Source organism: Candidatus Binatia bacterium, from assembly GCA_026415395.1.
In the GTDB taxonomy this organism is placed as follows: Bacteria; Desulfobacterota; Binatia; order HRBIN30; family HRBIN30; genus HRBIN30.
Map to the genome: position 1 here is coordinate 266629 of JAOAHD010000007.1, position 25702 is coordinate 292330.

Below are 25702 nucleotides of genomic sequence, written 5' to 3' on the forward strand. Positions count from 1 at the left end.
TACGATGTTGGCCTCGAGATCGTTGGTGGTCACCGTGGTTGCTTGCGGTGTGGTTGTTCCCACACTTCCGCATTGGCAAGGAAGCGCGGCCGCTCGCCCTTGAGCCAACGGCCGATGTCGTCAACCACCATCTTGCTCTGATGTTCGACGACGTTGCGCGTAGCTCCGCCGAGATGGGGAGAGACAAGGACGTTAGGCAACTGCACGAAGCGATTCTCGGGTTGAACGGGCTCTTGTACAAACACGTCGAGGGCGGCTCCCGCCAGGTGACCGCTCACCAGGGCCTCGAACAGGGCATCATCGTTGACGAGTTGCGCTCGAGCGAGATTGAGGAAGTATGAGCCGCGTGGCAGCAGCGCGAGTTCGCGACGGCCGATCAAACCGAAGGTCTCGCTGTTCAAGGGGCAGTGCAGAGTGAGGAAAGTCACTTGCGGGAGGAGCTCCACAAGCGAGCTGCAACGTTCAACACCGGCATTGTGGAAGACTGAGTCCGCGACGTGCGGGTCGTAAGCGAGCACCCGTGCTCCGAAGGCTCGAGCTAACCGCGCCACCAGTTGGCCAATGGCTCCGAAGCCCACGATCCCCACCGTCGATGCCCCGAGTTCGAACCCGCCGTACTGTTGGTAGGCCGCCAGGTAGTCGCCCGCGTTTTCAAAACGGAGAGTGCCTTGCTTGAGCCCCTGGTTCACAGGAAAGAGATTGCGCGCCAAGGCCAACATGTAGGCAATGGTCAACTCCGCAACGGCGCGGGCGTTGCGCGCGGGCGTGTATAGGACGGGAATTCCTAAAGCCGTGGCCTTGGCTAAGCCGATGTTGAGGGGATCTCCGCGGCAGCACGCAATCAGGCAGAGATTGGTGCGGTCGAGCACGTCATCGTGCACGAGGTCTGCCTCGACAATCAGGACGTCGGCCTGCGCTCCATTGATGCGCTCCGCGAACGCGGCGCCGTCGAAATAGATCTCTCCTCGAGCGCGCCAGTCTTGGTACTCGACCGGCATCCACGAACGGAGACGCTCGAGTTGCTGCGGGTCGAAACTTGCCGTGACGAATGCCTTCACGATCCTTTGCGCTCGCGACGCCCGAGCAACGTGGGCACGAGCTGGATGACGTAATCCCGCACGCGTTGGCGGAGCTCCGGTGCCCGCACGCTGCTCCCCAGAAGCGCCTTCACATGGGCGCTGTCCAGCAGGAAAAAGAGGACAGCGCTCTCCACCGTCAGCATGAAGAGATTTGCCTCGAGCTCGCTCCGCCGCACACCGCCGTAGGCGCGTGTCCATTCAGCAAAGACCTTCCACGCGGGGACCAACACGCGATTCTCGATGTCGGCGTGACCCTCGTCGTTCTCCACCAGGCGCCGGACCAGAAGCCGCGGAATCGTGGGATGGTCGGCAAAAAAGTCGAAGAGTGTTCCCATGACGGTCTCAATCGTCCGCCCTCGGTCCTTGCCGGGTTTTTGTTGTTCCAAGGCAGAGCGAATCACCGCCACGATGCGGTCGTACACGTCTTGAAAAACGGCAAAATACAACGTTTCCTTCGACTCCCAGTGGTAATGCAAGCTTGAGATGTTCACCCCGGCTTTGTCTGCAATCTCGCGGGTGGAGGCGCCGGCAAAGCCCTTGGCGGCAAACACTTCCTCAGCCGCTGCCAAAATTCGGGCTTTCGTCGATTGGGGCTCTTCGCGCACTCGCTCTAATGCCGAACGCATAAAACTAAACTCATTGCTTTAATCGATCGATTGAACGCCAGCTGTACGGGAGAACACCAGGCATTGTCAATGGCCTGCGTGCCATGTGCAGCGTAGGAGACGAAGCGAAGCTGTATCTGCTTCAGCGGCGTGGGTGCAAGGGCGCACGGAAACGCAAACCCAAGCCCGGCCGGTGTGCGGTCCTGAGAGCGTCGGGCTCGACACGCTGAAAATTCCGGCCTGGTGCTGAATCGGCTGCGTGGGCGCGTGCTCTCGCGCTCCGGGTGACTGCTTTGCTCAGGCCAGCCTGATCCCAGCGGTGAGCGCGGTGGAAAAGCAGGGTGTGCAAAACTCGCGGGACCTGCTACGGGCGAAGGCGCGGGGAAGGACATGAGCGACAGAATCACAATTGTTGACTTAGGCGAACACTGTCGTTAGTCGCTTGAGCGCTTTGGCGGGGCCAATGCAAGGAGGAACCATGGACGAACTTTGGTGGGCCAAACGACGCGAGGAAGAAGAGGAAGACTGGGAAGAGGAAGAAGACGAAGATTGGGATGAGGAAGAGGATTGGGACGAGGAAGACTGGGACGAGGAAGACTGGGACGACGAGGAGGAGGAGGAAGACGAGTACTAGTCGCGCTCGCCGATGCGAGCTGTCGTTCAGCGCGTGAGCCGCGCGTGCGTTCGCGTCGAAGGCCATGTCGTTGGGGCCATTGGTCCTGGTTTGCTGGTGCTTCTGGGCGTTGCCGCCGGGGACAGCGAAGCTGACGCCCGCTGGTTGTGCGACAAGATTCTGAATCTCCGGATTTTTTCGAACGAGGCCGGGAAGTTCGATCGCTCGGTTCTCGACATCGGCGGAGGAGTGTTGGTGGTGTCGCAATTCACCTTGTTAGCTGATGTCGCCAAAGGCAGGCGGCCGTCGTTTACCGGTGCAGCGTTACCGGAGCAGGCGCACTCTCTTTACGAGTACTTCGCGCGCCTGGTAAAGCAGAGCGGCTTGCCCACAGCCACAGGAGAATTCGGTGCTCATATGGAGGTCGAGCTCGTTAACGACGGCCCGGTTACGATTGTGATCGACTCACCGAATCGATAAACCCTTCCACCATGGTGGGAGCGGGCTTTTGGGCCATCCCTTCTGCAAAATTAGTGTTTGGAAAAGACGGCCGCTGGTACGCCGACGGTGAGCCGGTGACCCACGAGCGCCTCGCGCGCTTCTTTACCCGCTATTTGCGCCGGAAGCCCGGGCAAGACGGCTACGAAATCTGGGTAGACGAGCGCTTCCACGCGGACGTAGAAATTGAAGACACCCCTTACGTTGTAACTGCGGTGTTCCCCTCGGAGAGCGGTCAACTTTGCGTGCGGTTGAATGACGACTCGATCGAGACGCTCGATGCGCAAGGGCTTACTGTGGGTTCCGATGGCGTAGTGCGTTGCAGCGTCAAGGAGGGCCGAGAGCGGGCGCGCTTGTTGCGGGCGGCACAGGCTGAACTCGCCTCCTACCTAGAAGAACATGATGGTACTTGGTGCCTCCACGTCGGCGACCGTCATTACCCTGTCCGGTATGAGTGACCGACCCGTCCTGCACGTGGTGCTGGTTGCCCCCGAGATCCCCCAAAATACCGGAAGCATAGCTCGATTATGCGCGGCCACGTACTGCCGCCTGCACTTGATTAAGCCGTTGGGGTTTTCCTTGGAGGACCGCTACCTGAAGCGCGCTGGGCTTGACTACTGGCCGTACGTCGATTGGCAGGTGCACGACAGTTGGGCGCAATTCCTCTCGCGGTACGACGGGCATAACGTTTACTTTTTTTCTGCTCGCGCGGAGCAGCCTTACTGGAACGCGCGGTACCGGCATGGTGACGTGTTGGTATTTGGCAGTGAGACCAAAGGGCTGCCGGCTGAGCTGCGCGAGCAATACCGTGAGCGGTTCTTGCTCATTCCCATCGACCATCCCCACGTGCGCAGCCTCAACCTCTCGAACGCGGTATCGATCGTCGTATACGAAGCGCTCCGGCAAATGCGGACATGATGAGCACGCACGTAGAACACGAGCTCGTGATCCGCTTTATGGAACACCCGCGGGAAGAGCGGTTCTCCGAGTTGGCCGTGCAGGTGTTCCGCCACCAGTGGGAGTACATCCCCGCGATGCGCCGGTGGTGCGAACGCCGAGGCATTCGAGTGGAGGCCATCGACGACTGGCGTGCCATCCCCCCGGTTCCGGTCGCAGCGTTCAAATATCAGGAGTTATGGTGTGCTGCCCCAGAGCGAGTGTTTCTGAGCAGCGGCACCACGCGCGGTCCGGAATTGCGCAGCCGACACGGCATGCCGGACCTGCGGCTGTATCGGGAATCCGCTGTGCGTGGGCTCCGTGCCTTCATATTTCCCGATGTTGCGTCGATGCCGATCCTTTCCCTTGTGCCCTCGGCGAAGGAGTGGCCGCACTCGTCGCTCGCGCAAATGGTGACGTGGGCGCAGGAGGTCTTCGGCAGCGATGGGTCCGCAACATTCGCTCGTGAAGGAGAGCTTAATTTTCGTGGCCTGCGCGCTGCGCTTGAACATAGCGCGCGGTCAGGTGAACCCGTGTGCATCATGACGACCACGGGAGCTTGGATTCGCTTTCTCGACGCATGTCAGGCGGAGGGTTGGTCTGTTCGCCTGCCGCACGGAAGTCGCATGATGGACACGGGCGGCGATAAGGGCGCCCCGCGACCGCTGTCGCGCAAAGGGCTGCTGCATGCCACTTGGAACACTCTCGCGATCCCGGGGTACTACGTGGTGAACGAGTACGGGATGAGCGAACTTTCCTCCCAATACTACGACGCGGTCATCGCCGATCGTGTCGCCGGCAAGTTCGCTCCGCGCCGCAAGCAGGCGTTGCCCTGGTTGCGCACGCGGGTGTTGGACCCGCAAACCCTGCAGGACGCGGCTCCTGGCGAGGTCGGTTTGCTGTGTCATGTGGACTTGGCAAACGCCGCTTCGGCGGTAGCTGTCCTCACCGAGGATCTCGGTAGGCTGACCGAATCCGGGCTTGAAGTTCTCGGGAGAGCCCCAGAGTCCGAACTGCGTGGTTGTTCGCTGGCGCTCGCAGACTTTGTGGTCGGTTGAACGCAGTGTGTCTGCGGTGGGTGGACCCCTTCGCTACGAGCGGATAAAGTTGCGCTCGTGGGCGAGAGCGCATTTTCACAGCAGCCAATCGAGGCTGAGCCCTCTGCTGTTCGACAGACGCCGCAGACGGCTGGCGATTTCCAGCGAGTCCTAAACGAAGTTCGCTCGGGGGCTCTTGCTCTCCGGCGGGTGCCGAGCGAGGAGCTTGTTGAACGGATAGTTCGGGTTGTGCGTCCGTGGCTTGCGCCAGACTCCCCGTGGATGGCGCGGGCGTGTTCCGAGATGCCAGAGGCAACTGGTTTTCATCCGGCAATGATTGCTCATGCGCTGCCCTTTCAACTGGAGCTTCTCGAGGCAGCAGCGATACGCGCGGTGGTGGAGCGCGAGTTGGGTAGCTTGCGGGCGTTGGACGAAGCCGATTGGCCGCTGCGCGTCATCGTGCATGTGGTTGCCGGCAACATTCCCGCACTGGCTGCGGTTCCGATCGCATTCGGCTTGCTTGCTAAACAGGCAACCATCGTGAAACCGGCGAGCGGCGATCCGTTGTTTCCGGATTTGTTCCATTGCTCGCTGCGGTCCATGGATCCCGAGTTGGCACGGGCCGTAGCGATTGTCGAATGGCGGGGTGGCGCGGCGGGGATTGAAGACGTGGTGTTCGACGCTGCCGATGTGGTCGTGGCCATGGGCGGTGCCGTGACCATGGCTTCCTTGCAAAGCCGACTCGGAAGCAAGCTACGCGCGTTTGGCCCCCGTTTGAGCTTTGCCCTGGTGGGGAAAGAATGTCTGCAAAGCTTGGAAGAGGCGAATCGGTGGGCGTGCGCCTTGGCATACGACGTCAGCGTGTGGGACCAACGTGGCTGCTTGTCGCCGCAAATCGCTTATGTAGAGCGCGGTGCCCCGGTGGAGGTGGCCGAGTTCGCTGCAATGGTCGGTGACGCCTTGCAACGTTTCTCGACCGAGCTTCCGCCGCGCCGTCTGACGCTCGCAGAGCAAGTGGCTGTGCGGCTCTTCCGTGCGGAGGCCGAGTGGCAGGATGGAGTTCGACTGCTGGCGAGTCAGGGGGATTTGAGTTGGACAGTCACAGTCGAGCCGCGCCCGAGTTTTACTCCCACGCCGCAACATCGCTGTTTGCGGGTTCAGCCCATCGCTCACGTCGAGGAGATTCTGCCGGTTGTTGCCGAACACCGCGCTTGGCTCGAAGCCGCGGGCCTCGCCGTTGGTCCCCAGCGATGGGCGGACACAGCCAATGCACTGCAGGAAAGCGGCGTGCATTGGGTGACGACGTTAGGGACCATGCAGCGCCCGACTCTGGAATGGCGGCCGGGGGGGCGGGATCGGATCAAGGATTGGCTGTGACCCGGGGAGTGGAGGCGGTGCAAGGCCTGCGCGAGAAATTTTTTCAACATGTCTGCCAGACGTCCTCTGCCCCGCTCGGGATCGTGGTGAAGCATGCCGCGGGTTGTGAGATTGTGGATGAGCAGGGGCGCGTGTTTCTTGACTTGCTGGCCGGCATGGGCGTCGCCAACGTTGGTCATAACCACCCGCAGGTTGTGGCCGCGGTGGAGCGCCAATTGCAGCGACACATGCACGTTGCGGTGTACGGCGAAATGATTCAGGAGAGCCAGGTGCTCCTTGCGGAAGCTCTGGCTCGGTTCAGCCCTGGGGATTTGTCGGTGGTTTACTTCACGAACAGCGGGGCAGAGGCCATCGAGGGCGCGATGAAAACAGCGCGGAAGTTTACCGAGCGCCCGCGCTTTATTGCCTTTCACGGCGCGTTCCATGGCGACACGTTCGGTGCGTTGTCGCTGGGCGGCAACCCCTTGTATCGCCAACCGTTTGAGCCGCTGTTGCCGGTTGTCGACTTTCTGCCATTCGGAGACATCGAGGCGTTGGACCGTATCGGCTACGACGTTGCCGCCGTATTTGTCGAGCCCATCCAAAGCGAAGGTGGCGTGCGTGTGCCCCCTGCCGACTTTCTTCCCGCGCTGCGCCACCGCTGTAGCGAAGTGGGTGCGCTGTTGGTTGTCGACGAGGTGCTGACCGGCTTTGGGCGCACGGGCAAACTGTTCGCCTGTAGCCACTGGGAGGTCGTGCCCGACATCGTGGTTTTGGCGAAAGCCTTAGGAGGTGGCATGCCGTTGGGGGCCTTCGTTGGCCGGGAAGAAGTGATGGCAACACTGAGCCGCAACCCGGCCCTTGCGCACGTCACGACGTTTGGCGGTCACCCGGTGAGCTGCGCAGCGGGATTGGCTGCGTTGGGGGTGCTGCACAGTGAGGGACTCATCCAGCGTGCCGCGGAGCTAGGGGAGAGCTGGCGCAAAGAACTTGCTCAGACGCTCGCACGGCATGTGCGGGAGGTACGCGGGAAGGGGCTCCTTGTCGGCATCGAGTTTCCCAGTGCAGAATTTGCGCAGCGATTTACAGCGCGGTGTTTGGAGTTGGGGCTGATTGTCAACTGGACTTTGCACTGTGATACCGTCGTTCGGTTGCTGCCGCCGCTGAGCATCGGGGCCCACCAACTCGAGGAGGCAACGCGCAGAATGCGCGCCGCTGCGGACAGCGTTTAACGAAACCGCGCGGACGAAGAAGCAGGGCAATGAAGGCGCTGGTGGTAACGAACGAGATTCCAAAGATCGTGCTGACCCGCCTTTTCGCCTTGGCGACCCCGCGGGCTTACGTAAGCCGCTTCGCTCCTTTGTATCTTCGTGACCTTCCCGATCCGCCGTTGCGCCCGGGGTGGGTGCGGATCCGCACCGTATTGTGTGGGCTGTGTGGCAGCGACTACAAGCAAGTGTTCCTCAAAGGGGCTTGGGATAACCCGATGACGGCGGTGATTTCCTTCCCTCAAGTGCTGGGCCACGAAGTCGTCGGCTACGTGGATGCTGTTGGCCCTGAAGTAGATCCCCATTGGCTAGGGAAACGTGTTGTCCTGAATCCCTGGTTGTCCTGTGCTCCGCGTGGAATCGATCCGCCCTGTTCTTGGTGTGCAAGGGGCGACTATGCGCAGTGCCTCAACTTTGTGAAGGGAGCCCTGCCTCCCGGAATTCACCACGGGAATTGCCGCGAAGCGACCGGCGGTTTCGCTGAGTTTGTTCCCGCACATTGCTCGCAACTGATCCCCATTCCCGACGACATATCGTTCGACACCGCTGTCCTCGCTGATCCCTTCTCGGTATCGTTACACGCAACCTTGCGGCATCCCCCGCCACCCGAGGGCACAGCGCTGGTATACGGCTGCGGCACACTCGGGTTGCTCAACGTGGCCATTGTGCGGACGTTGTTTCCGAAGGTGACGGTTCTCGCCATCGCCCGCTATGCACACCAACACGAGCTTGCTAGGCGGCTTGGCGCCCAGGAAGTCGTTCCGTGGCGGCCACAAATCAATGTGATTGAACGAGTGGCTACGCTCACGGGCAGCGACATTTGGCGACCTTGGCAGGGCCTGCCGATGCTCGACGCTGGCGTCGATGTGGTGTACGACACCGTAGGGTCGCCGGAGACCGTCGAAGTGAGCGTGCGGGTCACCCGAAGCAGGGGCAAGATCGTGGTGACGGGTGTGGAAATGCCCAAGCGGTTCGAGTGGACGCCCCTGTACTTCAAGGAACTCTCCTTGATCGGCTCGAACGCCTTCGGCGTTGAGGAGTGGGGGGGCCGTCGCCAGCACGCCATGGAGTGGTACTTCGACATCGTGCGCAACTACGGCCTCGACTGCACGCCGGTCATCACCCACCGTTTCCCTCTGGAGCAGTACGACCGTGCCTTCTTGACCTGTTACGACCAAGGTGCGCACCGCGCGGTCAAGGTGTTGTTCACATTTCCCAATGGCACGGCTGGAAACTCGTGAAGCGTCAATGACGATGGATGCGAGCAGGCTGCGCTCCTGGTGCACTGTGCATCCTATGTGGTTCCATGGTCGGACTGATTCACAGCCTAGGAATCTGGCTTGCGAGCACGGGCGGATTGCGAGTGGCGAGCGGTGGCCTGGGGAGAGGGAAGTCCGTTGCGGGCAGGGGCAGACTTTGAATTGAGAGGCCACCGATGAGATGGGCGGCATACGCTCACCCGCTGGTCGGGGGCTTGGTGTTGGGTCTACTATTTTTCGTCGGCAGCCTCGGGCTACGTTCCCGCAGTTGGCCAAAGGCGCGAGCGGTGTACTTGCGCCGGCACGCACTTCTGGGACCCTGGGTATGCGTTGCCGTTCTGTCGGCGCACGTCAGTGGCCTCGGCGCGGTTTGGTGGGCGCGAGACGATCTCGTCGTTGCCTCCTCCGGGCACTTTCGCACCGGCTCCGTCTTGGTGTTGCTGCTCCTTTTGCTGTTCATGAGCCAACCGTTCATGCACCGAGCCGAGGTTCGGCAATTGCACCCATGGATCGGGGCGTTGGCGTTGTTGGTCGCGGGAGCGCATGTTTTCTTTGGTTTGCAACTCACCCGTTAAGTGTGAATGGCGCGCGAGTTTGCGCCCTCATTCGTACCGCAGCGCGGCAATGGGTTCGAGACGAGAGGCTTTCCACGCCGGGTAATAGCCGAAGAAAATGCCTACTGCCCCGGAGAAGATCAGCGAGCCGAACACCGCCAAAGGCGAAAGCAAAGTCGGCCAACCGCCTAAGGCCGAAATGAAAAACGAGCTCGCACAGCCGAGCACAGCGCCGAGCGCGCCCCCGATCACGCTGAGCACCACGGCCTCCATCAGAAACTGGAGCAAGATGTGACGGGCTTTCGCGCCCACTGCCATGCGCAGCCCAATCTCCCGCGTGCGTTCCGTTACCGAGACCAGCAGGATGTTCATGATGCCGATCCCACCGACGATGAGGGAGATCGAGGCGACGGCAAAGAGCAAATTTGTCATGACCCGGCTGGCGCTTTCCGTAGCGCGTGCCATGTCCTCCAGCGACCGCACCGTGAAATCGTCTTCTTCGTTCGCAGGAATGCGGTGTCGCTCGCGAAGGAGTGTGCGGATTTGTGTGGCTGCTTCCTGCAACTCTGCAAGCGACCGCGCGGAAACAAAGATCATGTCGACTAAGTTGAAGAGCTGTGTGCCGAACACCCGCCGCTCTGCGGTGGTGAACGGCAGCACGATCACGTCATCTTGGTCCTGCCCCCAAGTGGTTTGTCCCTTTGCTTCCAAGACGCCGATCACTTCGAACGGCACGTTACGGATGCGAACAATGGCCCCGATGGGATCTTGTCCGAGGCCGAACAACTGGCTCGCGACCGTTTGGCCGAGAACCGCCACCCGGGCCGCGCCCTCTTCTTCGGCAGCCGTGAAAAAACGTCCGCGCGCCACGCCCCATTCGCGTACGATTGGGAAGGTCACCGTGGTGCCTTGTGCGACCGTGGACCAATTTTGGTCGGCGTGGACAACTTGTACCACCTGCCTGCGCAAGTAAGTGACGGCGGCAACCGCAGAGCACTCGCGCTCGATGGCCTTGGCGTCGGCCACGGTAAGAGTGGACACTCCTCCCCAGCCCGAACGAACTCCCGCTGCCGTGGTTGCGCCAGGGATGATCATCAACAGATTCGTTCCCAAGCTGCGAATTTGAGCTTGCACCGTTGCGCTCGCCCCTTGCCCGACGCTGACCATTGCGATCACTGCAGCCACGCCAATGATCACGCCGAGCATGGTGAGCACCGAGCGCATCTTGTTGCGTTGCAAAGCCGCGAGTGCGGCTCTCAAGGTCATTCGCAGAAGCTTCATAACCGGGGAGATTGGGGGCGGTCGGAAACGATCATGCCATCGCGAAACTGCACAACCCGCCGGGCGTACGCGGCCACGTCAGGCTCGTGGGTGACCAAAACGACAGTCACTCCTCGCGAGGCATTCAGTTGGACCAACAACTCCATAAGTTCACGACTGGCCGCAGAATCGAGATTGCCAGTGGGCTCGTCGGCGAGTAGGAGCGGAGGCTCGCCCACCAAAGCACGAGCGATCGCCACGCGTTGTTGTTGGCCGCCGGAGAGTTGACTGGGATAGTGAAACGCACGATCGGCGAGGCCGAGCGCTGCGAGCGCCGCCAACGCGCGTGGCCGTTGTTCGGCATACGGTATGGGCCCGTAAAACAACGGCAGTTCCACGTTCTCCACGGCAGTGGCGCGAGGGAGCAAGTTGAAATTTTGGAAGACGAAGCCGATTTCTCGATTGCGGATTTCGGCCCGTTCATCGGCGCTGAGCGTGGACACGTCGCGACCGCGGAGCAAGTATCGCCCACGTGTCGGACGATCGAGGCAGCCCAAAATGTTTAGCAACGTCGACTTGCCCGAGCCGGAAGCACCCATGACGGCAACAAACTCGCCCGCGTCGATCCGTAGCGACACACCCCGGAGCGCGGCAACTTCGACGGCGCCCGTTGCATAAATTCTCCATAGATCCTCTATTTGGATCAACGCCTCCGCCATGGCCTGCGCTCAGCGGAACCGGACGGTTCCGGGGAGTGGTCCCGGCCCGCCGCGCGCCTTGCTTTGCGAGGCGGAGCCTTCCACAGCCACGACGACCTGGTTCCCGGGTTGCAGATCGCCACGAACGACCTCGGCGTGGGTGTCGTTTCTAAGCCCGAGTTCCAGTTCGACTGGGGCAAGCTCGCCATTGCGCAGGACCCACACGCGAGGAGCCGTGCTGGTTGAGGTGCGCTCTTGTGCGACGGTGGCGTGTGCACTTGGGTTGAAACGCAGCGCACGCACGGGCACCCGCAACACGTTTTGTCGTTCGCCGGTCACGATCGTCACAGTGGCCGTCATGCCTGGTTTCAAAGCCAGGTCCGAATTGTCGACAGCCACTACGACGTCGTACGTCACCACATTTTGCACCGTCGTCGGCGAGTTGCGCACTTGGACTACAGTTCCGGAAAACCTCCGCGCCCCGTAGGCATCAACGGTGAAGAAGGCCTGTTGACCTTCGCGGATTTCTCCAATGTCCGATTCGCTCACCGCCGTGTCGACCTGCATCTTGGCGAGGTCGTCAGCGATGAGAAATAGCGTGGGCGTTTGAAAGCTCGCGGCCACGGTTTGCCCGACGTTCACATTGCGGGACACCACAATCCCATCCACGGGCGAGAGGATGTCTGTGTACCAAAGATTGATTTGGGCATCTGCAAGATCGGCCTCGGCTTGTCGGACGGCTGCCTGGGACAGTGCGAGTTGCGCGCGGGCTTGGTCATACGCCGTGCGGGCTTGGTCAAGATCCGCGCGGGCGATCAAGTCGCGTTCGAACAACTCGTGGTACCGCTTCCAGGTCAACTCTTTGAGGGTGAGATCGGCTCGATCCTTTTCCACTTGCGCGCGTGCGTTGGCGAGCGCTGCCTCGGCCTTTTTGACTTTCGTTTCGAAGGGCGCGGGATCGATTTTGGCGACCCGTTGGTTGCGTTTTACCGGCGAGTTGTAATCCACATCGATGGCGATGATGCGACCGGATACGTAAGTCCCCACTTGTACTGTGGTCACCGGATTCACCGTGCCGGTCGCAGTTACGCTGGTGGTGATGTCGCCGCGGTCCACGTGCAGGGTCTTGTAATACCTTGCAGCCTCACGCGGCCAGCCGCGCCACGCAGCGAAAACGCCGCAGGCAAGACCAATTGCAACGGCAGTCAGAACAAACCACTTCTTAGCCACGGTGGGTTTCCACAATTGCGGCTGTGCCCGCCGAAGAGATGCCGCGAGCCCGACGAACCCAGGAAGCGAAGGACTCGAGGTAGGTGTAGTACACGGGTGTGAGGTACAGCGTGACGAGCTGCGAAAACAGCAGTCCGCCCACGACAGCCACTCCTAAGGGTCGGCGCGAGGTCGCTCCGCCGCCGGCGGCCAAGGCGATGGGCAAGGCGCCAAAGAGTGCTGCCATAGTGGTCATCATGATTGGGCGGAAGCGGACGATGCACCCCTGAACGATAGCCTCGAGGGGGCTCTTGTTCTCCTCGCGTTGGGCTTCGAGTGCGAAGTCGATTTGCATGATGGCGTTTTTCTTAACGATGCCGATTAACAGCACGATGCCCACGAAGCCGTAGATATTGAGCTCCATGCCGAAGAGCTCGAGAGCCAGTAGGGCACCGAAAGCCGCCGAGGGGAGGCCGGATAAAATGGTGATCGGGTGCAGGAAGCTTTCGTAAAGGATCCCGAGAACTAGGTAAATCACCAGGACCGCAGCAAGGAGCAGGATCCAAATGCCGCTGAGAGAGGTAGTGAACGCCTGTGCCGCGCCTTGAAAGGTGGCAGTGATGCCTGCCGGCAGTCGTTCTCGGGCCACCGTTTCGATGGCACTGATGGCTTCGCTCAGCGAGGCGCCGTCGGCCAGGTTGAAGGAGATGGTGACCGCTGGGAGCTGGCCAGCGTGGTTCACGGTGAGCGGACCATAGCGCCGTTCGAGTTGCGCGATCCCGGTGAGCGGAACGAGAGCGCCGTGCTGAGAGCGTAGGTACAGCCAAGGGAGCTCTGTAGGGTCGGTCTGGAAGGCGTCCGCCACTTCGAGGATCACTCGGTACTGGTTGTTCGGGGCGTAAATGGTGGAAATCCAGCGATCTCCGTAAGCAGCGTGCAAGGCGAGTTCAATTTGCTCGGCTGACAAGCCGAGTGCGGTTGCACGGTCGCGATCGATAACGACATCGAGATAAGGGTTGCGCAGTTGCAGGTCGCTGGTCACGTCCCGAAGCACAGGTAGTGGCCGTAACTCGGCCTCGAGCTTTTGGGCCGCCTCGTACAGCTCCTTCGTGTCGGGGCTGAGCAGCGTGAACTGATAAAGGCTTTTGGTGAGTTGGCCGCCGATGCGAATTGTGGGCAATTCCTGGAGAAAAACCCGCACTCCGGGAATGCCCGTTGTCTTGTTCCGCAGACGGGCCAGAACCTCCGGTAAGGGTTCGCGTTCCGAACGCGGCTTGAGGAAGGCGAACACACGACCTTGATTGGCCGTGCTGCCCGCGGCGGCGTTGGTGCCGAACAAGCTTGCGGAAACGACCCGGACGGCGGGGTCGGAGCGGATGATGTCAGCCACGGAAGTGAGGTAGTGGCGCATTGCCTCGAAGGATACGCCTTGGTCGGCCTCGACCACCCCGAAAATCGATCCGAGGTCGTCGTTCGGAATGAAACCCTTTGGCGCTCGAGCAAACAGCCAGAGCGTGGTTGCCAGAAGGGCGAGGGAAAGGCCGAAGATCCAAGCTCGCCAGCGCAAGGTTGCCCGGAGGCTGCGCTCGTACCAGTGGAGAGCCGCGGAAAAGGCGCGCTCGAACAATGCGTTCCAGCCTCTGCCGCCGTGGCCCTCTTGATGCTGGAGAAAGCGGCTACAGAGCATGGGGGTCAACGTCAGCGAGACGACCCCCGACAGCAAGATCGCAATGGAAATGGTGACGGCAAACTCGTGAAACAAGCGCCCCACGATTCCGGGCATGAACAATACTGGAATGAAGACGGCAACTAGGGACAAGGTCATGGAGATAATCGTGAATCCGATTTGCCGGGCACCATCGATCGCCGCTTGAAAGGGGGCTTTTCCAGCCTCGCGGTGACGCACGATGTTCTCCAGCATCACAATGGCGTCGTCGACGACGAAGCCGATCGACAGCGTCAACGCGAGCAACGAAAGATTGTCGATGCTGAACCCAAGGGGTTGCATAAAGGCAAACGTTCCCACCAGGGACACAGGAAGGGCGAGGCTGGGGATCAGCGTTGCTGAAGGGTCGCGCAAGAACAGGAAGATTACGAGGACCACGAGAATCAGCGCCAGAATCATGGTGAACTGGACCTCGCGGACGGACTCTCGGATCGACAGAGAGCGATCGAACAGCGTGTGCAGTTCCACCGCCGGGGGAAGAAACTGGCGAAGTTGAGGCAAGAGCGCTTTCACGGCGGTGGCGACCTCCACCGTGTTTGTGCCGGGTTGGCGCTGCACGGCGAGTACGATTGCTCGCTGGCGGCGGGTTTTGTCGCCAAACCACGAGGCCGCACGATCGTCCTCCACACCGTCGATCACGGTGGCCACATCGCTCAGCCGCACCGGCGCACCGTTGCGGTAAGCAATGATCACCGGCTCGTATTGCTTTGCGTTCGTCAGTTGGCCCGTGGCCTGAACCGTGAATCGGTCTTGTGGCCCTTGGAGGATCCCGGTAGGCAAGTTCACGTTCGCTGCACGAATCGCAGCTTCCACCTCATCGATGCCGAGGCCGCGGCTGGCCAGAGCTCGTGGGTCGGCTTTTACGCGCACCGCATACTTTTGCGATCCGAACACGAGCACCTGCGCGACACCGCTGACCATAGAAATGCGCTGGGCGATCAGTGTTTGGCCGTATTCGTCGAGTTGCCAAAGCGGCAGCGTGACTGAGGTAAGGCTGAAGAACAAAATCGGTTGGTCGGCAGGATTGACCTTTTGGAACGTCGGGGGAGTCGGCATGTCGGCAGGCAACAACGGCTGGGCGCGCGTAATTGCGGCTTGCACATCTTGGGCGGCCGCGTCGATGTCCCGCCGCAGATCGAACTGGAGAGTAATCTGCGTCGTGCCGAGGGAGCTGACAGAGTTCATCGACTCCAAGCCGGATAAGGTGGAAAACTGCCGCTCCAGCGGTGTGGCGACCGCTGAGGCCATGGTGTCAGGGCTGGCTCCTGGAAGGCTTGCGGTCACCAAGATGGTGGGAAAATCCACATTGGGCAGGTCGCTAACCGGAAGGGCCCGGTAGCCAAAGACGCCGAAGGCAACTAAGGCCACCATCAGTAACGTCGTGGCCACCGGACGGCGAATGAAAGGTTCGGAGATGTTCATTGCTACCTCCGTCAACCGGGCGTGTGCGCGGCCGGTTGTCGTTCTTTCACCTCGACGGCAGCACCGTCGGTGAGGCGAAATTGTCCTTCGGTGACCACCCATTCGCCGGCGCGGACGCCATCTTTCAACACCACTTCCTGCGCAATCTCGAACGCGATTGTCACGGGGCGCACGCGCACTGTGTGATCTCCCTCCAGAGCGAAAACGTAGGGCCCGCTTTGCCCTGCCTGAATGGCCACCCGCGGGACGACGAGTGCGGCCGGAACCACATCGACGATGAGTTCCACGGGCAGAAATTGGCCGGGCCAGAGCACTTCCGTCTGGTTGTCGAAGTTGGCCTTGAGCAACACCGTCCCTGTGGAGCGATCTACTTGGTTATCGATGAACTCCACTTTGCCTTCGATCGGCCGCTGAGCGCCTTTGTCGGGGTGAACCTGCGCGATCAGGGCCCCTTTGGCGAACTGCGCCAGAACCTGTGGCAAATCCGCTTCACCCACGGCAAAGACCACACGAATCGGATGCATTTGTACCAGCGTGGCCAACACCGTGTCGTTTTTTCTCACGACGTTGCCCGGGTGCACGAGCAACTGGCCAATCCGTCCGGAGGTCGGGGCATGGATGGAGCAATAAGAAAGCTGCAAGCGAGCATCTTCGATGGCGGCGCGATCGGCGGCCACTGCCGCGCGCAGCGATGCGGCGCGGGCCTGGGCTTGTTCGTTCTCTTCTGCCGACACGAACCCCTGTTCGAACAGCTCCGCGCGCCGTTTGGCCTCTGCCTCAGCAACGCGCAGGTCCGCCAAGTCGCGTTCCAACGCGGCTTCGCGTTGTTGGAGGAGGGTCTCGAATGGGCGCGGATCGATGCGGAACAGCAGTGCGCCAGCTTCCACATGGTCGCCCTCGGTAAAGTGGACGGAAAGCAACTGCCCATCCACTTGCGGCGTGAGGCGAACCACATGGATCGATTCCACAGTGCCGATCGCTCTGACCGTACGGGGTACCGTACGCTGCGCCACTTGTGTGATGCTCACCGGGGCCGGGGCTTTGCGGCCATCATCCTTGGTTGGAGATTGGCAGCCGCTGAGCATCGCGGCTGCGATCACCAGCATCGAGAAATGTCGAGAGAGAAAATCCGTCACTGCTCGCTCCGTTCTCCTGAGGAAAGGCGCTGGCCAAGGGAGATCCCAGCTCCGATTGCCCTCTCCACAGCGGCCACCGCGTTCTGATGATCGTACAGCGACTGAACCTCCTGCCCCCGAGCGGAAACGAACGTCGCCTGTGCGTCCGTCACTTCGATAATGCTACCGACCCCGGTTGCATAGCGTCCTTCTGCCAGCTCCAGGGCTTCGCGCGCTTGTCGCACAGCCTCGCGGGCCACGTGAATAGTTTTTGCTGCCTCCTCCACACGTAAGACGGCTTGCCTTACCTCGAGGGCGACGGTTTGCCGCAACACTTCCGCGTCGTGCCGAAGGGCAGCGAGGTTTTGTCTCGCTTCACTCACTTGGCTTACCGTGAGCCCGCCGCGGAACAGGGGCAAAGTAAGCGCGGCCCCGATGTTCCAGTTCGGTTGCAGTGGGAACTCTGCCCCTGACCATTGGTATTGCCCCGCGCCCGTTAAAACCGGCAGATGGTTGCGCTCGAGTGCCAGTAGTTGCTGTTCGGCGGCACGAATTTGCGCTTCCAGGGATTGGATTTCCGGCCTTTGCAACCATGCTTGTTGGACAAGCTCCTCGGCGGACTCGGCTTCGAGGGTAGTATACGGCACGTCGCGGAGGGCGAAGGTGACAGGTTCGCGCATCCCCATGGCGTTGCGTAAGGTTTCGCGGCCGAGGCGAAGATTGTTCTCCGCACGCAGGACGTTGAGCTGATTCGTGGCCACTTGCGCTTGCTCGCGCGTCACATCCAGCCGCGGTGCGAGCCCGACGTCGTAGCGGCCCTTGGCGAGTTCCAGATGTTTCTCGCTCTGGCGAAGTGCTTCCACGGCAACCTCTTGCAGACGCTCAGCCGAAAGGAGTGCAAAGTACGCCTGTTTGACGTTGAAGATCACCGTTTCCTTCTGGCTGTCGAGGTCGGCCATTGATGCCTCGACTTGCGCTTGTGCCGCTTGGAGGTTGTGAAACGTTTGGCCAAAGTCGAACAAGAGCTGGCTGAAACTTACGCCCGTGTTGAAGAAGTTGAACGTCTGCGTTGCTGTACCCAAGGTCGTACCGGTTCGCGCGGCCACACTCGTGCTTCGGCGGTTTGCTGCATAAGTGGCATCGATTTGCGGCAGATAGGCCGACGCCACCTGGCGCGTGCGTTCCTCGGCCGCGCGTACCCGTGCAACCCCCGCGCGCAACGAGGGATGATGCTGCAATGCAAGCTCGATGCATTCTTCCAAGCTCTTCGCCTCCTCGGCAAGCACAGAACGGGCGACCATGATGCAGCAGATCAGGACGATGCTCGAGGCTTTCATGACTAACCGTGCGACCGTTCGCGGTCGCTCGCAGCTGGAGGTGCGAGCACGCCGTGGAGAAACAAATCCGTGATAACTTCGGCAGACCGTTCCGCGCTATCGCCTGGGGTGCGATAGCGATGGACCCCGCGCAACATACCGAGGAGGGCCTCGGCTGCCAGCCGAACATCGATGTTGCGCATCCGCCCTCGCGCGATGCCCTCTTCCAATGCGGCCATGAGCAGCCGTGCAAACTGCCGGCGGCGCAAGAGCCAGGAGCGAGTGTCTGGCGTGTTGTGCCGCTCCTCGCTGCGGTGCAGGAGAAGAAAAAACAGGTCTCGCCCCCAGAAGAAGGCGAGCAGCGCCTTCACCAGAGCTCGCAAGCGTTCCACGGGGTCGTGCTCGGTGCGAGCTACGGACTCGAGTTCGGCTTGCAACTGATCGATGCCATGGAACAACGCAGCCAGGTACAATTTCTCTTTGTTGGGGAAGTGGCGATACACAGTGCCCTTCGCCACTTTGGCCTGCATGGCGATGTCCTCCACATGCACTTCGTGGAAAGGCTGGCTGGCGAAGATGGAAATTGCGGCCTCGAGGATCCGATCGCGCAGGCCGGGGATTGCAGGGCGGCCCCGCGGACAGGGAGCCGCTGGTTTTCGCTTTCGGGACGAAGCCGTTCGGGTGATTGCCATTTAGTGACTCGTGGGTTCACTAATTAGGCCACGGCTCTCGGAGGGGCAAGACACAAGTTTCTACAGGTGCCTGCGGCGAGGCCTTTCACATGGAAGGCGTGCAAGTTCGGAGGGCTGCTGCTGCGGCCGAGTTAGGGTCGAGCAAGCACGCCGCGTTGGGCACGAACGAAACTAGCGGCGCGACATTCGCCGCTGCGCTGCAACACGAGCAAGCGCAGGGTGGTGCGGCGGCGCTTAAAAGCGCGCCCACCACGAGGGCTTTTCTTCAGCAGGCGGCTCCACGATCACGTTGCGTGCTTGCAGGAGAGTACCCTCTACGCGACGGAGTTCGGCGAGGTCGGTGTTGTAACGAACGAGGGCCTCCGCCTCGGCAAATTGCGCACGCGTGAGTTGTTCAGTGTAGTCGAGCAGGTCTTTGGTGGTAGCCAAGCCAACGTCGTAGCGTGCCTTTTGGTTCCGGACATTTTCTTCCGCAGCCAAGCGAGCCACCCGCGTAGCCTCGATCGCTTTGAGATCGCTTTCGAGATTGGCAATTGCCGTCTTGACCTCCAACGTGACGGCCTCTTGCAGTTGCTGCAGATTCAGGTGCGACTGTTGAAACTGAATGTTCGATTGTGCGTATGCTGCCTTGGACTGGGCATTCGCTAGTGGGACTTCGATGGTCGCGCCGATGGCGTAGTTGTAAAAACGGCCGTCCGGTAAGAGCGCCAAGGCGTCGCCGTAACCTCCCACGTACGAAGGGTTGACGCGCACGGGTTGCGGCGGGTCTCCGAACAACACGCGCTGCTCCCGTCCGGAAAGTCCGTTCACGCCGATCCCTGCGACCAAGTTCAACTGTGGCAGGAGTTGGTTTTCCGCCACCTTGCGTTGCAGGCTTTTGGCGCGCACGTCTGTGCGGGCGGCGGCGAGCTCCGGGCGTTGCTCCAAGGCGCGCTCCAAGCTGGCTTTGAGGTCGGTCGCGTACGGCTCCACTGTAGGTCGATCTTCGGGGTCAAGGTTCAGAAGCGCCGTAGCCTCCTCGGTCTTAGCGTTGATGAGCGCGCGCAATTGATCGCGCGCTACGACGACCGCATTGCGAGCACGAATCAGCGCAGCTTCGCGGCTCGCAACGTTGGCTTGTGCCTCGAGAACGGCTGTTTGCGGGAGCGCGCCGACGCGAAATTTACCCTCATTTTGCCGCAGAATTTCCCGTGCGAGTTCGAGCCCTTGCTCCTGCACGCGAACATTTTCCTTCGCCAGCACCAAGCCCCAGTAGGCCCGTTCCACCTGCGCGACCAGATTGGTAATGGACGCGACGTACTGGTGGTAAGCTGCTTGTTGTGTAGCCGTGGCGATGTCCACGAGCAGCAGCGAGTAGCGCCACCCGAAGTTTTGCAGGAGCGGCTGCACAAGATTGACGCTCAACGAGGTCGTGTACAGGGGAACGAGGGGATTAGCCAGAGAGGGGTTGGTCAGCCTTCGGTTGTTGCTGAACTGCACGGAAATCTGGCCGCCCGTGAGCAGGGTTTTGCGGATTCCCGCGTTCAATGTGAAATTTTGGTTGAAGAGCACTGGGGAGCCGCCAGCAAAGAGAAATGTTGTGGCCGGCTGGGTGGCGCGGTCGCGCGTGAGTGTGGCGAAAAAGCGCGGGTCGAAAGCCGCCCGGGCGCGCCGAACTTCAGCGGCTGCCGCAATGGGATTGAGCCGCTGAACTCGCAGGCCGGTGTTGTTCTCCAAAGCCAGAGCAATGCATTGTGACAGTGTGGCGGGTTGCATCTTGGCTTCCAACAGTAAGCCGTAATGAGACAGGTCGGTTTCCGCCGCGCGTGCGTCTCCCGGAAGTTCGGCGCTCCACTGGTCTCGCAGCACTTCGCCGACCCCAGGAATTTGTTCCAGCACCTCCAGGGCATGGAGTGTCGGTGGGGAGACGTCTCGCAGGTCGACGGGCTCCGCAGCCGAAAGCGACCCGGCCATGCTCAGGCCAAATACCAGCCCGAAAAGTGTCCATGCTGTCCGCCTCATGTCCTTCCCCTCCTTCCGACAACCGCGTGGCCGGCATTTACGCTTTTGCACGCCCGTTTGCCAACCCAATCAGGCGATTTCCGCGCGCGCGGAACCAGGCGCGCATCGGCTGCAAAAGGCGCACTTTTCCAAGGTCGTCGAACAGCGAATAAGCAACTGGCGTGAGAAGCAGGGTGAGGAGCAAGCACAGCGCCTGACCACCGATGATCACTTTGGCCATCGACGCGCGGGTACTGGAGCCAGGTCCCTGACCCAGCGCGATCGGAATCATGCCTGCAATGAGCATCAGTGTGGTCATCAGGATAGGCCGGAGTCGCACATGGTTGGCTTCGAGAATGGCGGCATCCCGTTCCATTCCCTGGGCGCGCAGGGTGTTGGTGTAATCGATTTGCAAGATGCCGTTCTTCTTCACGATGCCAAACAACATGAACAGCCCGAGAACGCTGTAGATGTTGAGCGTTTCGCCCAGCAGCCAAAGCGAAAACAGCGCAAACGGCACGGAGAGCGGCAGCGCCAGCAAGATCGTGATCGGATGCAGCAGGCTTTCGAATTGTGCTGCCAAGATCATGTACATGAACAGCAAACTCAAAACGAAAGCAACCGCGAAATTCGACCCCGTCTCGCCGAGTGCTTTGGCACGGCCTCCGAATTCCGCCTTGTACGTCGGCGGGAGGTCGAGGCCAGCCAAGATTTTTTCGATGTGGGCGATCGCGTCGGACAAAGCCAGATTCTCGAGATTGGCCACAACCGTGACCTTCCGCTGCCGGCGAAAGTGGTCGATTTGTGCCGGGCCGAGTTCTTCTCGGAGAGTAGCTACGTTGGCCAGTTTCACGAGCGAGCCATTTGGGGCCGCGATGGTCAAGTCTCCGAGCGTTTGCGCATCCACCCGATCCGGATGCCGGGCGCGAAGCCAGACGTCGTACTGTTCTTGATCTTCCTTGTACTTCGTCACCGGCTCGCCCGCGACGTAGGTGCGCAGCGAGGTGGCGATGTCCTCGACGCGCAGGCCGAGATCGGCTGCCTTTTGGCGGTGGATGTGCACCCGGAGCTCGGGCTGCCGCACGGACAGCGTCGTGTCCACGTCCACAATCCCTGGCACTTTGCGCATGCCTTCCATGAGTCGCCGTGAGTACTCCTCGAGCTTAGCCAGGCTCGGCCCAGTGAGATCCAATTCGATTTCAGTGTACCGCTGGCCGCCACCCATAAAGAGGTTGATGTTTTGCACACTGGCGCGGAGGTCGGGGAAGCTTGCAAGAATTTCTCGTGCGCGTTGCATGAGCTCGAACTGCGACACGCTGCGGTGCCGCAAATCGCTGAGCTGCACATAGATGGAACCTTCCGTGACCGGCCCCTCGCCAGCACGCAACGTGCCGCTGGCATCGCCAATCGTGGTCAGCAAGTGTTCGACATGGGGAAGCTCCCGGAGCTTCGCCTCGAGCGCACGCATGGTTTCGTCGGTGCGCGCCAAGCTGTAGCCTTCGGGAGTTTGCACGATCACCTCGAACTCGCTCTGATCATCTTGCGGCAAAAAGTCTTTGCCCACCATGCGGAAGAGCGGAATCGTCGTGGCAACGGTGAGCACCGAGGCTAACACGATCACCCATCGGTGCTGGAGTGACCAACGAAGCAGCGCCCCATAACCGCGGTCGATAACCGCATAGAAGCCGCGCTGCCGGCTTCGCATGCCTTTGTGCGGGTTGATCTTGAGAAAGCGGGCGCACAGCATCGGCGTGAGCGTGAACGACACCAGCAGCGACACCATGATCGCGCAGGCCACCGTGACGCCGTAGCTGTTAAAAAATCGGCCCACGCGGCCTTCCATGAACGCCACGGGTAAGAAGATGACCACGAGCGACAGCGTGGTTGCCATCACCGCCAAGCTGATCTCTCTCGTGGCAGCGGCTGCGGCGGTGCGAGGCGACAAGCCTTTCTCTTCCGCGTAGCGGAAAATGTTTTCGAGGACGACCACCGCGTCGTCGATCACGATGCCCGTGGCCAAGACGAGCCCGAGCATCGTGATGTTGTTGATCGTGAAGCCGAGCCACCGCATGAGCGTGAAGGTGGCGATGATGGAAGTGGGAATGGCGACGGCAGCAATGAGCGTGGCTCGCCAATTGGCAATGAACAGGAGCACCGTCAGGCTGACGAGAATTGCGGCCAACACGAGGTGAAATTGCACTTCCTCGATCGAGCGCTCGATAAATCGCGAGTGGTCTTGGACTACTTGCGTTTTGACATCCGCCGGCAGCACTGGTCGGAGCTCTTCGAGCCGCTTCTTGACGCGTTTGATGACGTCGACTGTGTTTTGCCCGTTTTGTTTGCGAATGAGGAGGCTTACTGCCGGGTTGCCGTCAAGCCGAGCCAGCGTGCGGGGTTCGACAAAACCGTCGGTCACCGTGGCGACGTCGCCGAGCGTGATGGGTCGGCCCTGCACGGTGCCGATAATCAACTGGCGAAAATCCTCCACACGCTCCACCCGCCCCATCGTTCGGAGCGTAAGTTCTTTGCTGCCTTGATCGACGTGCCCGCTCGGGAGCTCGACATTTTGTGCGCGCAGGGCAGAGCGCACCTGGCCGATGGAAAGTCCGTACGCTGCGAGTCGTTGGGTGTCGACGTCGATGTTGATCGCACGCTCGAGACCGCCCACCAGCGTAACCGAGCCCACTCCGGGCAAGGTTTCCAAGTCTTCCTTGATCAACTTTCGTGCGATCTCCGTGACCTCGCGCAGGCTGCGCTGGCCGGCCACCGCCAAAGAGAGGATCGGCGAAGCCTCGACGTCGAACTTCATCACCACCGGCGGGTCTGTCCCAGCCGGGAGTTTCGAGGTAATTGCCGCGACTTTGTCGCGCACATCCTGCACAGCCGCTTCGCGGTTGCGCTCGAGGTGGAAGATCACCACCACGTGCGACAAGCCTTCTTTGGTCGTGGAACGGAGCTCTTCGATGCCTTCGATGGTGTTGACGGCTTCTTCGATGACCTTGGTGACGCTCGACTCCATCTCCTCCACGCTTGCGCCCTTGAGCGTGGTGTTGACGACGACAATGGGGAAGTCGATGTTGGGGAACAGGTCGACGGAGAGGTGCCGATAAGAAAACAAACCGAGGACCACGAGGAACGCGATTCCCATCGTGGCCGCCACCGGGCGGCGGATGCAAATCTCAACCAGCTTCATCGCCCACCTTCTCCTCCGGCAATCGACTCGCCTTCGGTGTGATCGATTTCCACGACCACCCCGGAGTCGAGCTTGCTCAAGCCGGACACAGCGACGGTCTCTCCAGCTTGAATGCCGCGGGTGACCTCGAGCAAACCTTCCGGCAGGCGACGACCAAGCTCCACTTCACGTGCTTGCGCTCGGTTGTTCTCGATGACGAACACACGCTGCACTCCAGCGAAGGAGATGACCGCTTCTTGCGGGATGCACACTGCCTGGTCGTCGCTCTTTGTCACGATGGCCGCATTGGCAAAAAATCCGGGCTTGAGTCGCCGCTCAGGATTGGCAACCGAAGCTTCCACGGTGATCGAGCGGTTTTGGGGGTTCGACGCGGGGCTGATCCGCTCCAGGGTTCCGAAAAACACCTCGTTCGGGTAGGCGTCGACTCGAACCTCCACCGCTTGCGACGCGGCGAGCTCGGGCGCGAAACGTTCCGGAACATCGCCGCGCAGCTTGAGCGGATGTTCTACGACCAGGGTGAACAGCGGTGTGCCGGGACGCACGTACTCGCCGGCCGAAACGAACCGACGCGCGACGGCCGCTTCTAAGGGCGAAGTGACCCGCGCATGCTCCACCGTGACCTTGAGCAAGTCCCGTTGCGCTTCTGCCACTTGTACGGCCGTGGCCCGGGCTTCGTATTCCTGAGGCGAAATCACTCGCTCGGCGACGAGTTGCCGGGCCCGCTGCTCATCGGCTCGGGCCTTGGCCAGGTTGGCCTCGGCCTCGCGCAGCCGCGCGCGCCAAGCATCATCGTCGATCTCTAGGAGAACAGCTCCTTGGGCAACGGTGTCCCCCAGGTCAGCCCCGATCCGGCGCACCTGGCCCTCGACTTGACTCGCGATGGTGACCTCTTCACGGCCATATAACGTGCCGACAAAGTTCACCGTGCGCTGCACTGGCCGCACGACCGCGCGGGCCACCCGCACAACAACCCCTTGGGGTGGGGCATCACCGCGCGTGGCGGCCGCACTCTCTGCACCCCCGGCGCGACCGCAGCCAGCGCACACGAGGGCGATCAGCAAGGGAAACCAGCGAAGGAAAGGTTGCATACGTACTCCTCAACGCCGTACGCCGGCAACGCGGCGCGATGTCGTGTTCGCCCGCACGGAGTCGGGCCCGAGAAGCCCCGAAAGGAACAGACGCGTGATGGTTTGGGCCACTTCTTGCGGCCGATCCCCGGGCTGCCGGTACATGCAGGCGCCACGGATCATCCCCAGCAACGCTTCTGTGGCGAGGCGGGAGTCGACCCGTGGAATCTCTCCCCTGCCGGCAGCTTCATCGATGCGCCGCCCCAGCATTGCCACGATTTCATCGCGGCGTTGCCGCCATTCAGCGCGCTCTTTGGCTTTCAGTTTAGGCTCTAAACGATGCATGAGGACGAAGAAATCGCGCTTGTCCCAGAAATATCCGATCAGCGTCGTCACCAGCCGCTCGATCGTCGGAACCAGCGGCGAGGGTTGTGCGAGCACATTCGTGACCGAAGTGTGCAGCTCCCGAAGCCCATCCCCGATGGCGGCGAGATACAGCTCCTCCTTGGAACGAAAATACCGATACAACGTGCCCTTGCCGACACCGATCCGCGCGGCAATGTCATCGGTGAGAACCTCGTGGAATTCGTGCCGCGAGAATACCTCGGCGGCGCCGCGCACAATGGCCTCCCGAATGTGTTCGCTTTTCTTCCGTCCTGCCATGATCCCAATTTCGAAACGGACTAGTCCGTTTCACAATACCAAGGGCCGAACTTCTGTCAATGCTGCACCGCGACAAGAATTCCGTGCGCCGCGGCTGAGCCGAACCCTCCGATGGCAGCGCGTGGGGTAGCTTGGGCTTATGGGGCGCGCATCATA

22 protein-coding genes are annotated in these 25702 nt (G+C 61.1%); 9 read left to right on the top strand and 13 right to left on the bottom strand.

Features of this window, described 5'->3' with window-relative positions; translation table 11 throughout:
• Positions 1-29: 29 nt before the first annotated feature.
• Positions 30-1058, bottom strand: coding sequence for a hypothetical protein (locus tag N3C12_05785; protein MCX8071945.1), 1029 nt, complete (start codon positions 1056-1058; stop codon positions 30-32).
• Positions 1055-1705, bottom strand: coding sequence for a TetR/AcrR family transcriptional regulator (locus N3C12_05790; protein MCX8071946.1), 651 nt, complete (start codon positions 1703-1705; stop codon positions 1055-1057). Before N3C12_05790 ends, N3C12_05785 begins: the two co-directional genes overlap by 4 nt.
• A gap of 457 nt (positions 1706-2162) precedes the next feature.
• Between N3C12_05790 and N3C12_05795 the strand changes: the two genes are divergently transcribed.
• From N3C12_05795 to N3C12_05835, 9 genes are all read left to right on the top strand, one after another.
• Positions 2163-2318 (top strand): hypothetical protein, encoded by a 156-nt coding sequence (locus tag N3C12_05795; protein ID MCX8071947.1) that lies wholly within the window; start codon positions 2163-2165, stop codon positions 2316-2318.
• Positions 2319-2330: 12 nt separating this feature from the next.
• On the top strand, positions 2331-2777 hold the full coding sequence (gene dtd / locus N3C12_05800; GenBank protein MCX8071948.1) for a D-aminoacyl-tRNA deacylase: 447 nt from the start codon (positions 2331-2333) through the stop codon (positions 2775-2777).
• An 11-nt stretch (positions 2778-2788) separates the two neighbouring features.
• Positions 2789-3253 (top strand): DUF1285 domain-containing protein, encoded by a 465-nt coding sequence (locus tag N3C12_05805; GenBank protein MCX8071949.1) that lies wholly within the window; start codon positions 2789-2791, stop codon positions 3251-3253.
• Positions 3246-3713 carry a tRNA (uridine(34)/cytosine(34)/5-carboxymethylaminomethyluridine(34)-2'-O)-methyltransferase TrmL gene (gene trmL / locus N3C12_05810; protein ID MCX8071950.1) on the top strand — a complete coding sequence of 156 codons (468 nt, stop codon included), beginning with the start codon at positions 3246-3248 and terminating at the stop codon, positions 3711-3713. The genes N3C12_05805 and trmL overlap by 8 nt, the downstream gene beginning before the upstream one ends.
• Positions 3713-4789 (top strand): hypothetical protein, encoded by a 1077-nt coding sequence (locus N3C12_05815; protein MCX8071951.1) that lies wholly within the window; start codon positions 3713-3715, stop codon positions 4787-4789. Before trmL ends, N3C12_05815 begins: the two co-directional genes overlap by 1 nt.
• A gap of 189 nt (positions 4790-4978) precedes the next feature.
• Positions 4979-6145 (top strand): hypothetical protein, encoded by a 1167-nt coding sequence (locus N3C12_05820; GenBank protein MCX8071952.1) that lies wholly within the window; start codon positions 4979-4981, stop codon positions 6143-6145.
• On the top strand, positions 6142-7356 hold the full coding sequence (locus N3C12_05825) for an aspartate aminotransferase family protein (protein MCX8071953.1): 1215 nt from the start codon (positions 6142-6144) through the stop codon (positions 7354-7356). Before N3C12_05820 ends, N3C12_05825 begins: the two co-directional genes overlap by 4 nt.
• 29 nt (positions 7357-7385) lie before the next feature.
• Positions 7386-8633 carry an alcohol dehydrogenase catalytic domain-containing protein gene (locus tag N3C12_05830; GenBank protein MCX8071954.1) on the top strand — a complete coding sequence of 416 codons (1248 nt, stop codon included), beginning with the start codon at positions 7386-7388 and terminating at the stop codon, positions 8631-8633.
• Positions 8634-8827: 194 nt separating this feature from the next.
• Positions 8828-9226, top strand: a complete 399-nt coding sequence (locus N3C12_05835) for a DUF4079 family protein (protein ID MCX8071955.1) — start codon at positions 8828-8830, stop codon at positions 9224-9226.
• Positions 9227-9253: 27 nt separating this feature from the next.
• Here N3C12_05835 and N3C12_05840 read toward each other — a convergent pair whose 3' ends face one another.
• From N3C12_05840 to N3C12_05890, 11 genes are all read right to left on the bottom strand, one after another.
• Positions 9254-10471, bottom strand: a complete 1218-nt coding sequence (locus N3C12_05840; protein MCX8071956.1) for an ABC transporter permease — start codon at positions 10469-10471, stop codon at positions 9254-9256.
• An 11-nt stretch (positions 10472-10482) separates the two neighbouring features.
• Positions 10483-11184 (bottom strand): ABC transporter ATP-binding protein, encoded by a 702-nt coding sequence (locus tag N3C12_05845; GenBank protein MCX8071957.1) that lies wholly within the window; start codon positions 11182-11184, stop codon positions 10483-10485.
• Between the two features lie 9 nt (positions 11185-11193).
• Positions 11194-12393, bottom strand: coding sequence for an efflux RND transporter periplasmic adaptor subunit (locus tag N3C12_05850; GenBank protein ID MCX8071958.1), 1200 nt, complete (start codon positions 12391-12393; stop codon positions 11194-11196).
• The gene (locus tag N3C12_05855; GenBank protein MCX8071959.1) at positions 12386-15520 is read right to left on the bottom strand and encodes an efflux RND transporter permease subunit; all 3135 of its coding nucleotides are present in this window, start codon (positions 15518-15520) and stop codon (positions 12386-12388) included. The genes N3C12_05850 and N3C12_05855 overlap by 8 nt, the downstream gene beginning before the upstream one ends.
• 11 nt (positions 15521-15531) lie before the next feature.
• A complete protein-coding gene (locus tag N3C12_05860) occupies positions 15532-16656 on the bottom strand; it encodes an efflux RND transporter periplasmic adaptor subunit (GenBank protein ID MCX8071960.1) in 1125 nt (374 codons plus the stop codon).
• On the bottom strand, positions 16653-17972 hold the full coding sequence (locus N3C12_05865; GenBank protein MCX8071961.1) for a TolC family protein: 1320 nt from the start codon (positions 17970-17972) through the stop codon (positions 16653-16655). Before N3C12_05865 ends, N3C12_05860 begins: the two co-directional genes overlap by 4 nt.
• 2 nt (positions 17973-17974) lie before the next feature.
• Positions 17975-18643 carry a TetR/AcrR family transcriptional regulator gene (locus N3C12_05870; GenBank protein ID MCX8071962.1) on the bottom strand — a complete coding sequence of 223 codons (669 nt, stop codon included), beginning with the start codon at positions 18641-18643 and terminating at the stop codon, positions 17975-17977.
• A gap of 234 nt (positions 18644-18877) precedes the next feature.
• Positions 18878-20644: a TolC family protein gene (locus N3C12_05875; protein ID MCX8071963.1), complete on the bottom strand. Its 1767-nt coding sequence runs from the start codon at positions 20642-20644 to the stop codon at positions 18878-18880.
• Positions 20645-20681: 37 nt separating this feature from the next.
• On the bottom strand, positions 20682-23816 hold the full coding sequence (locus tag N3C12_05880; GenBank protein MCX8071964.1) for an efflux RND transporter permease subunit: 3135 nt from the start codon (positions 23814-23816) through the stop codon (positions 20682-20684).
• Positions 23813-24904, bottom strand: coding sequence for an efflux RND transporter periplasmic adaptor subunit (locus N3C12_05885; protein MCX8071965.1), 1092 nt, complete (start codon positions 24902-24904; stop codon positions 23813-23815). The genes N3C12_05880 and N3C12_05885 overlap by 4 nt, the downstream gene beginning before the upstream one ends.
• 9 nt (positions 24905-24913) lie before the next feature.
• Positions 24914-25546: a TetR/AcrR family transcriptional regulator gene (locus tag N3C12_05890; protein ID MCX8071966.1), complete on the bottom strand. Its 633-nt coding sequence runs from the start codon at positions 25544-25546 to the stop codon at positions 24914-24916.
• Positions 25547-25702 lie beyond the last annotated feature (156 nt).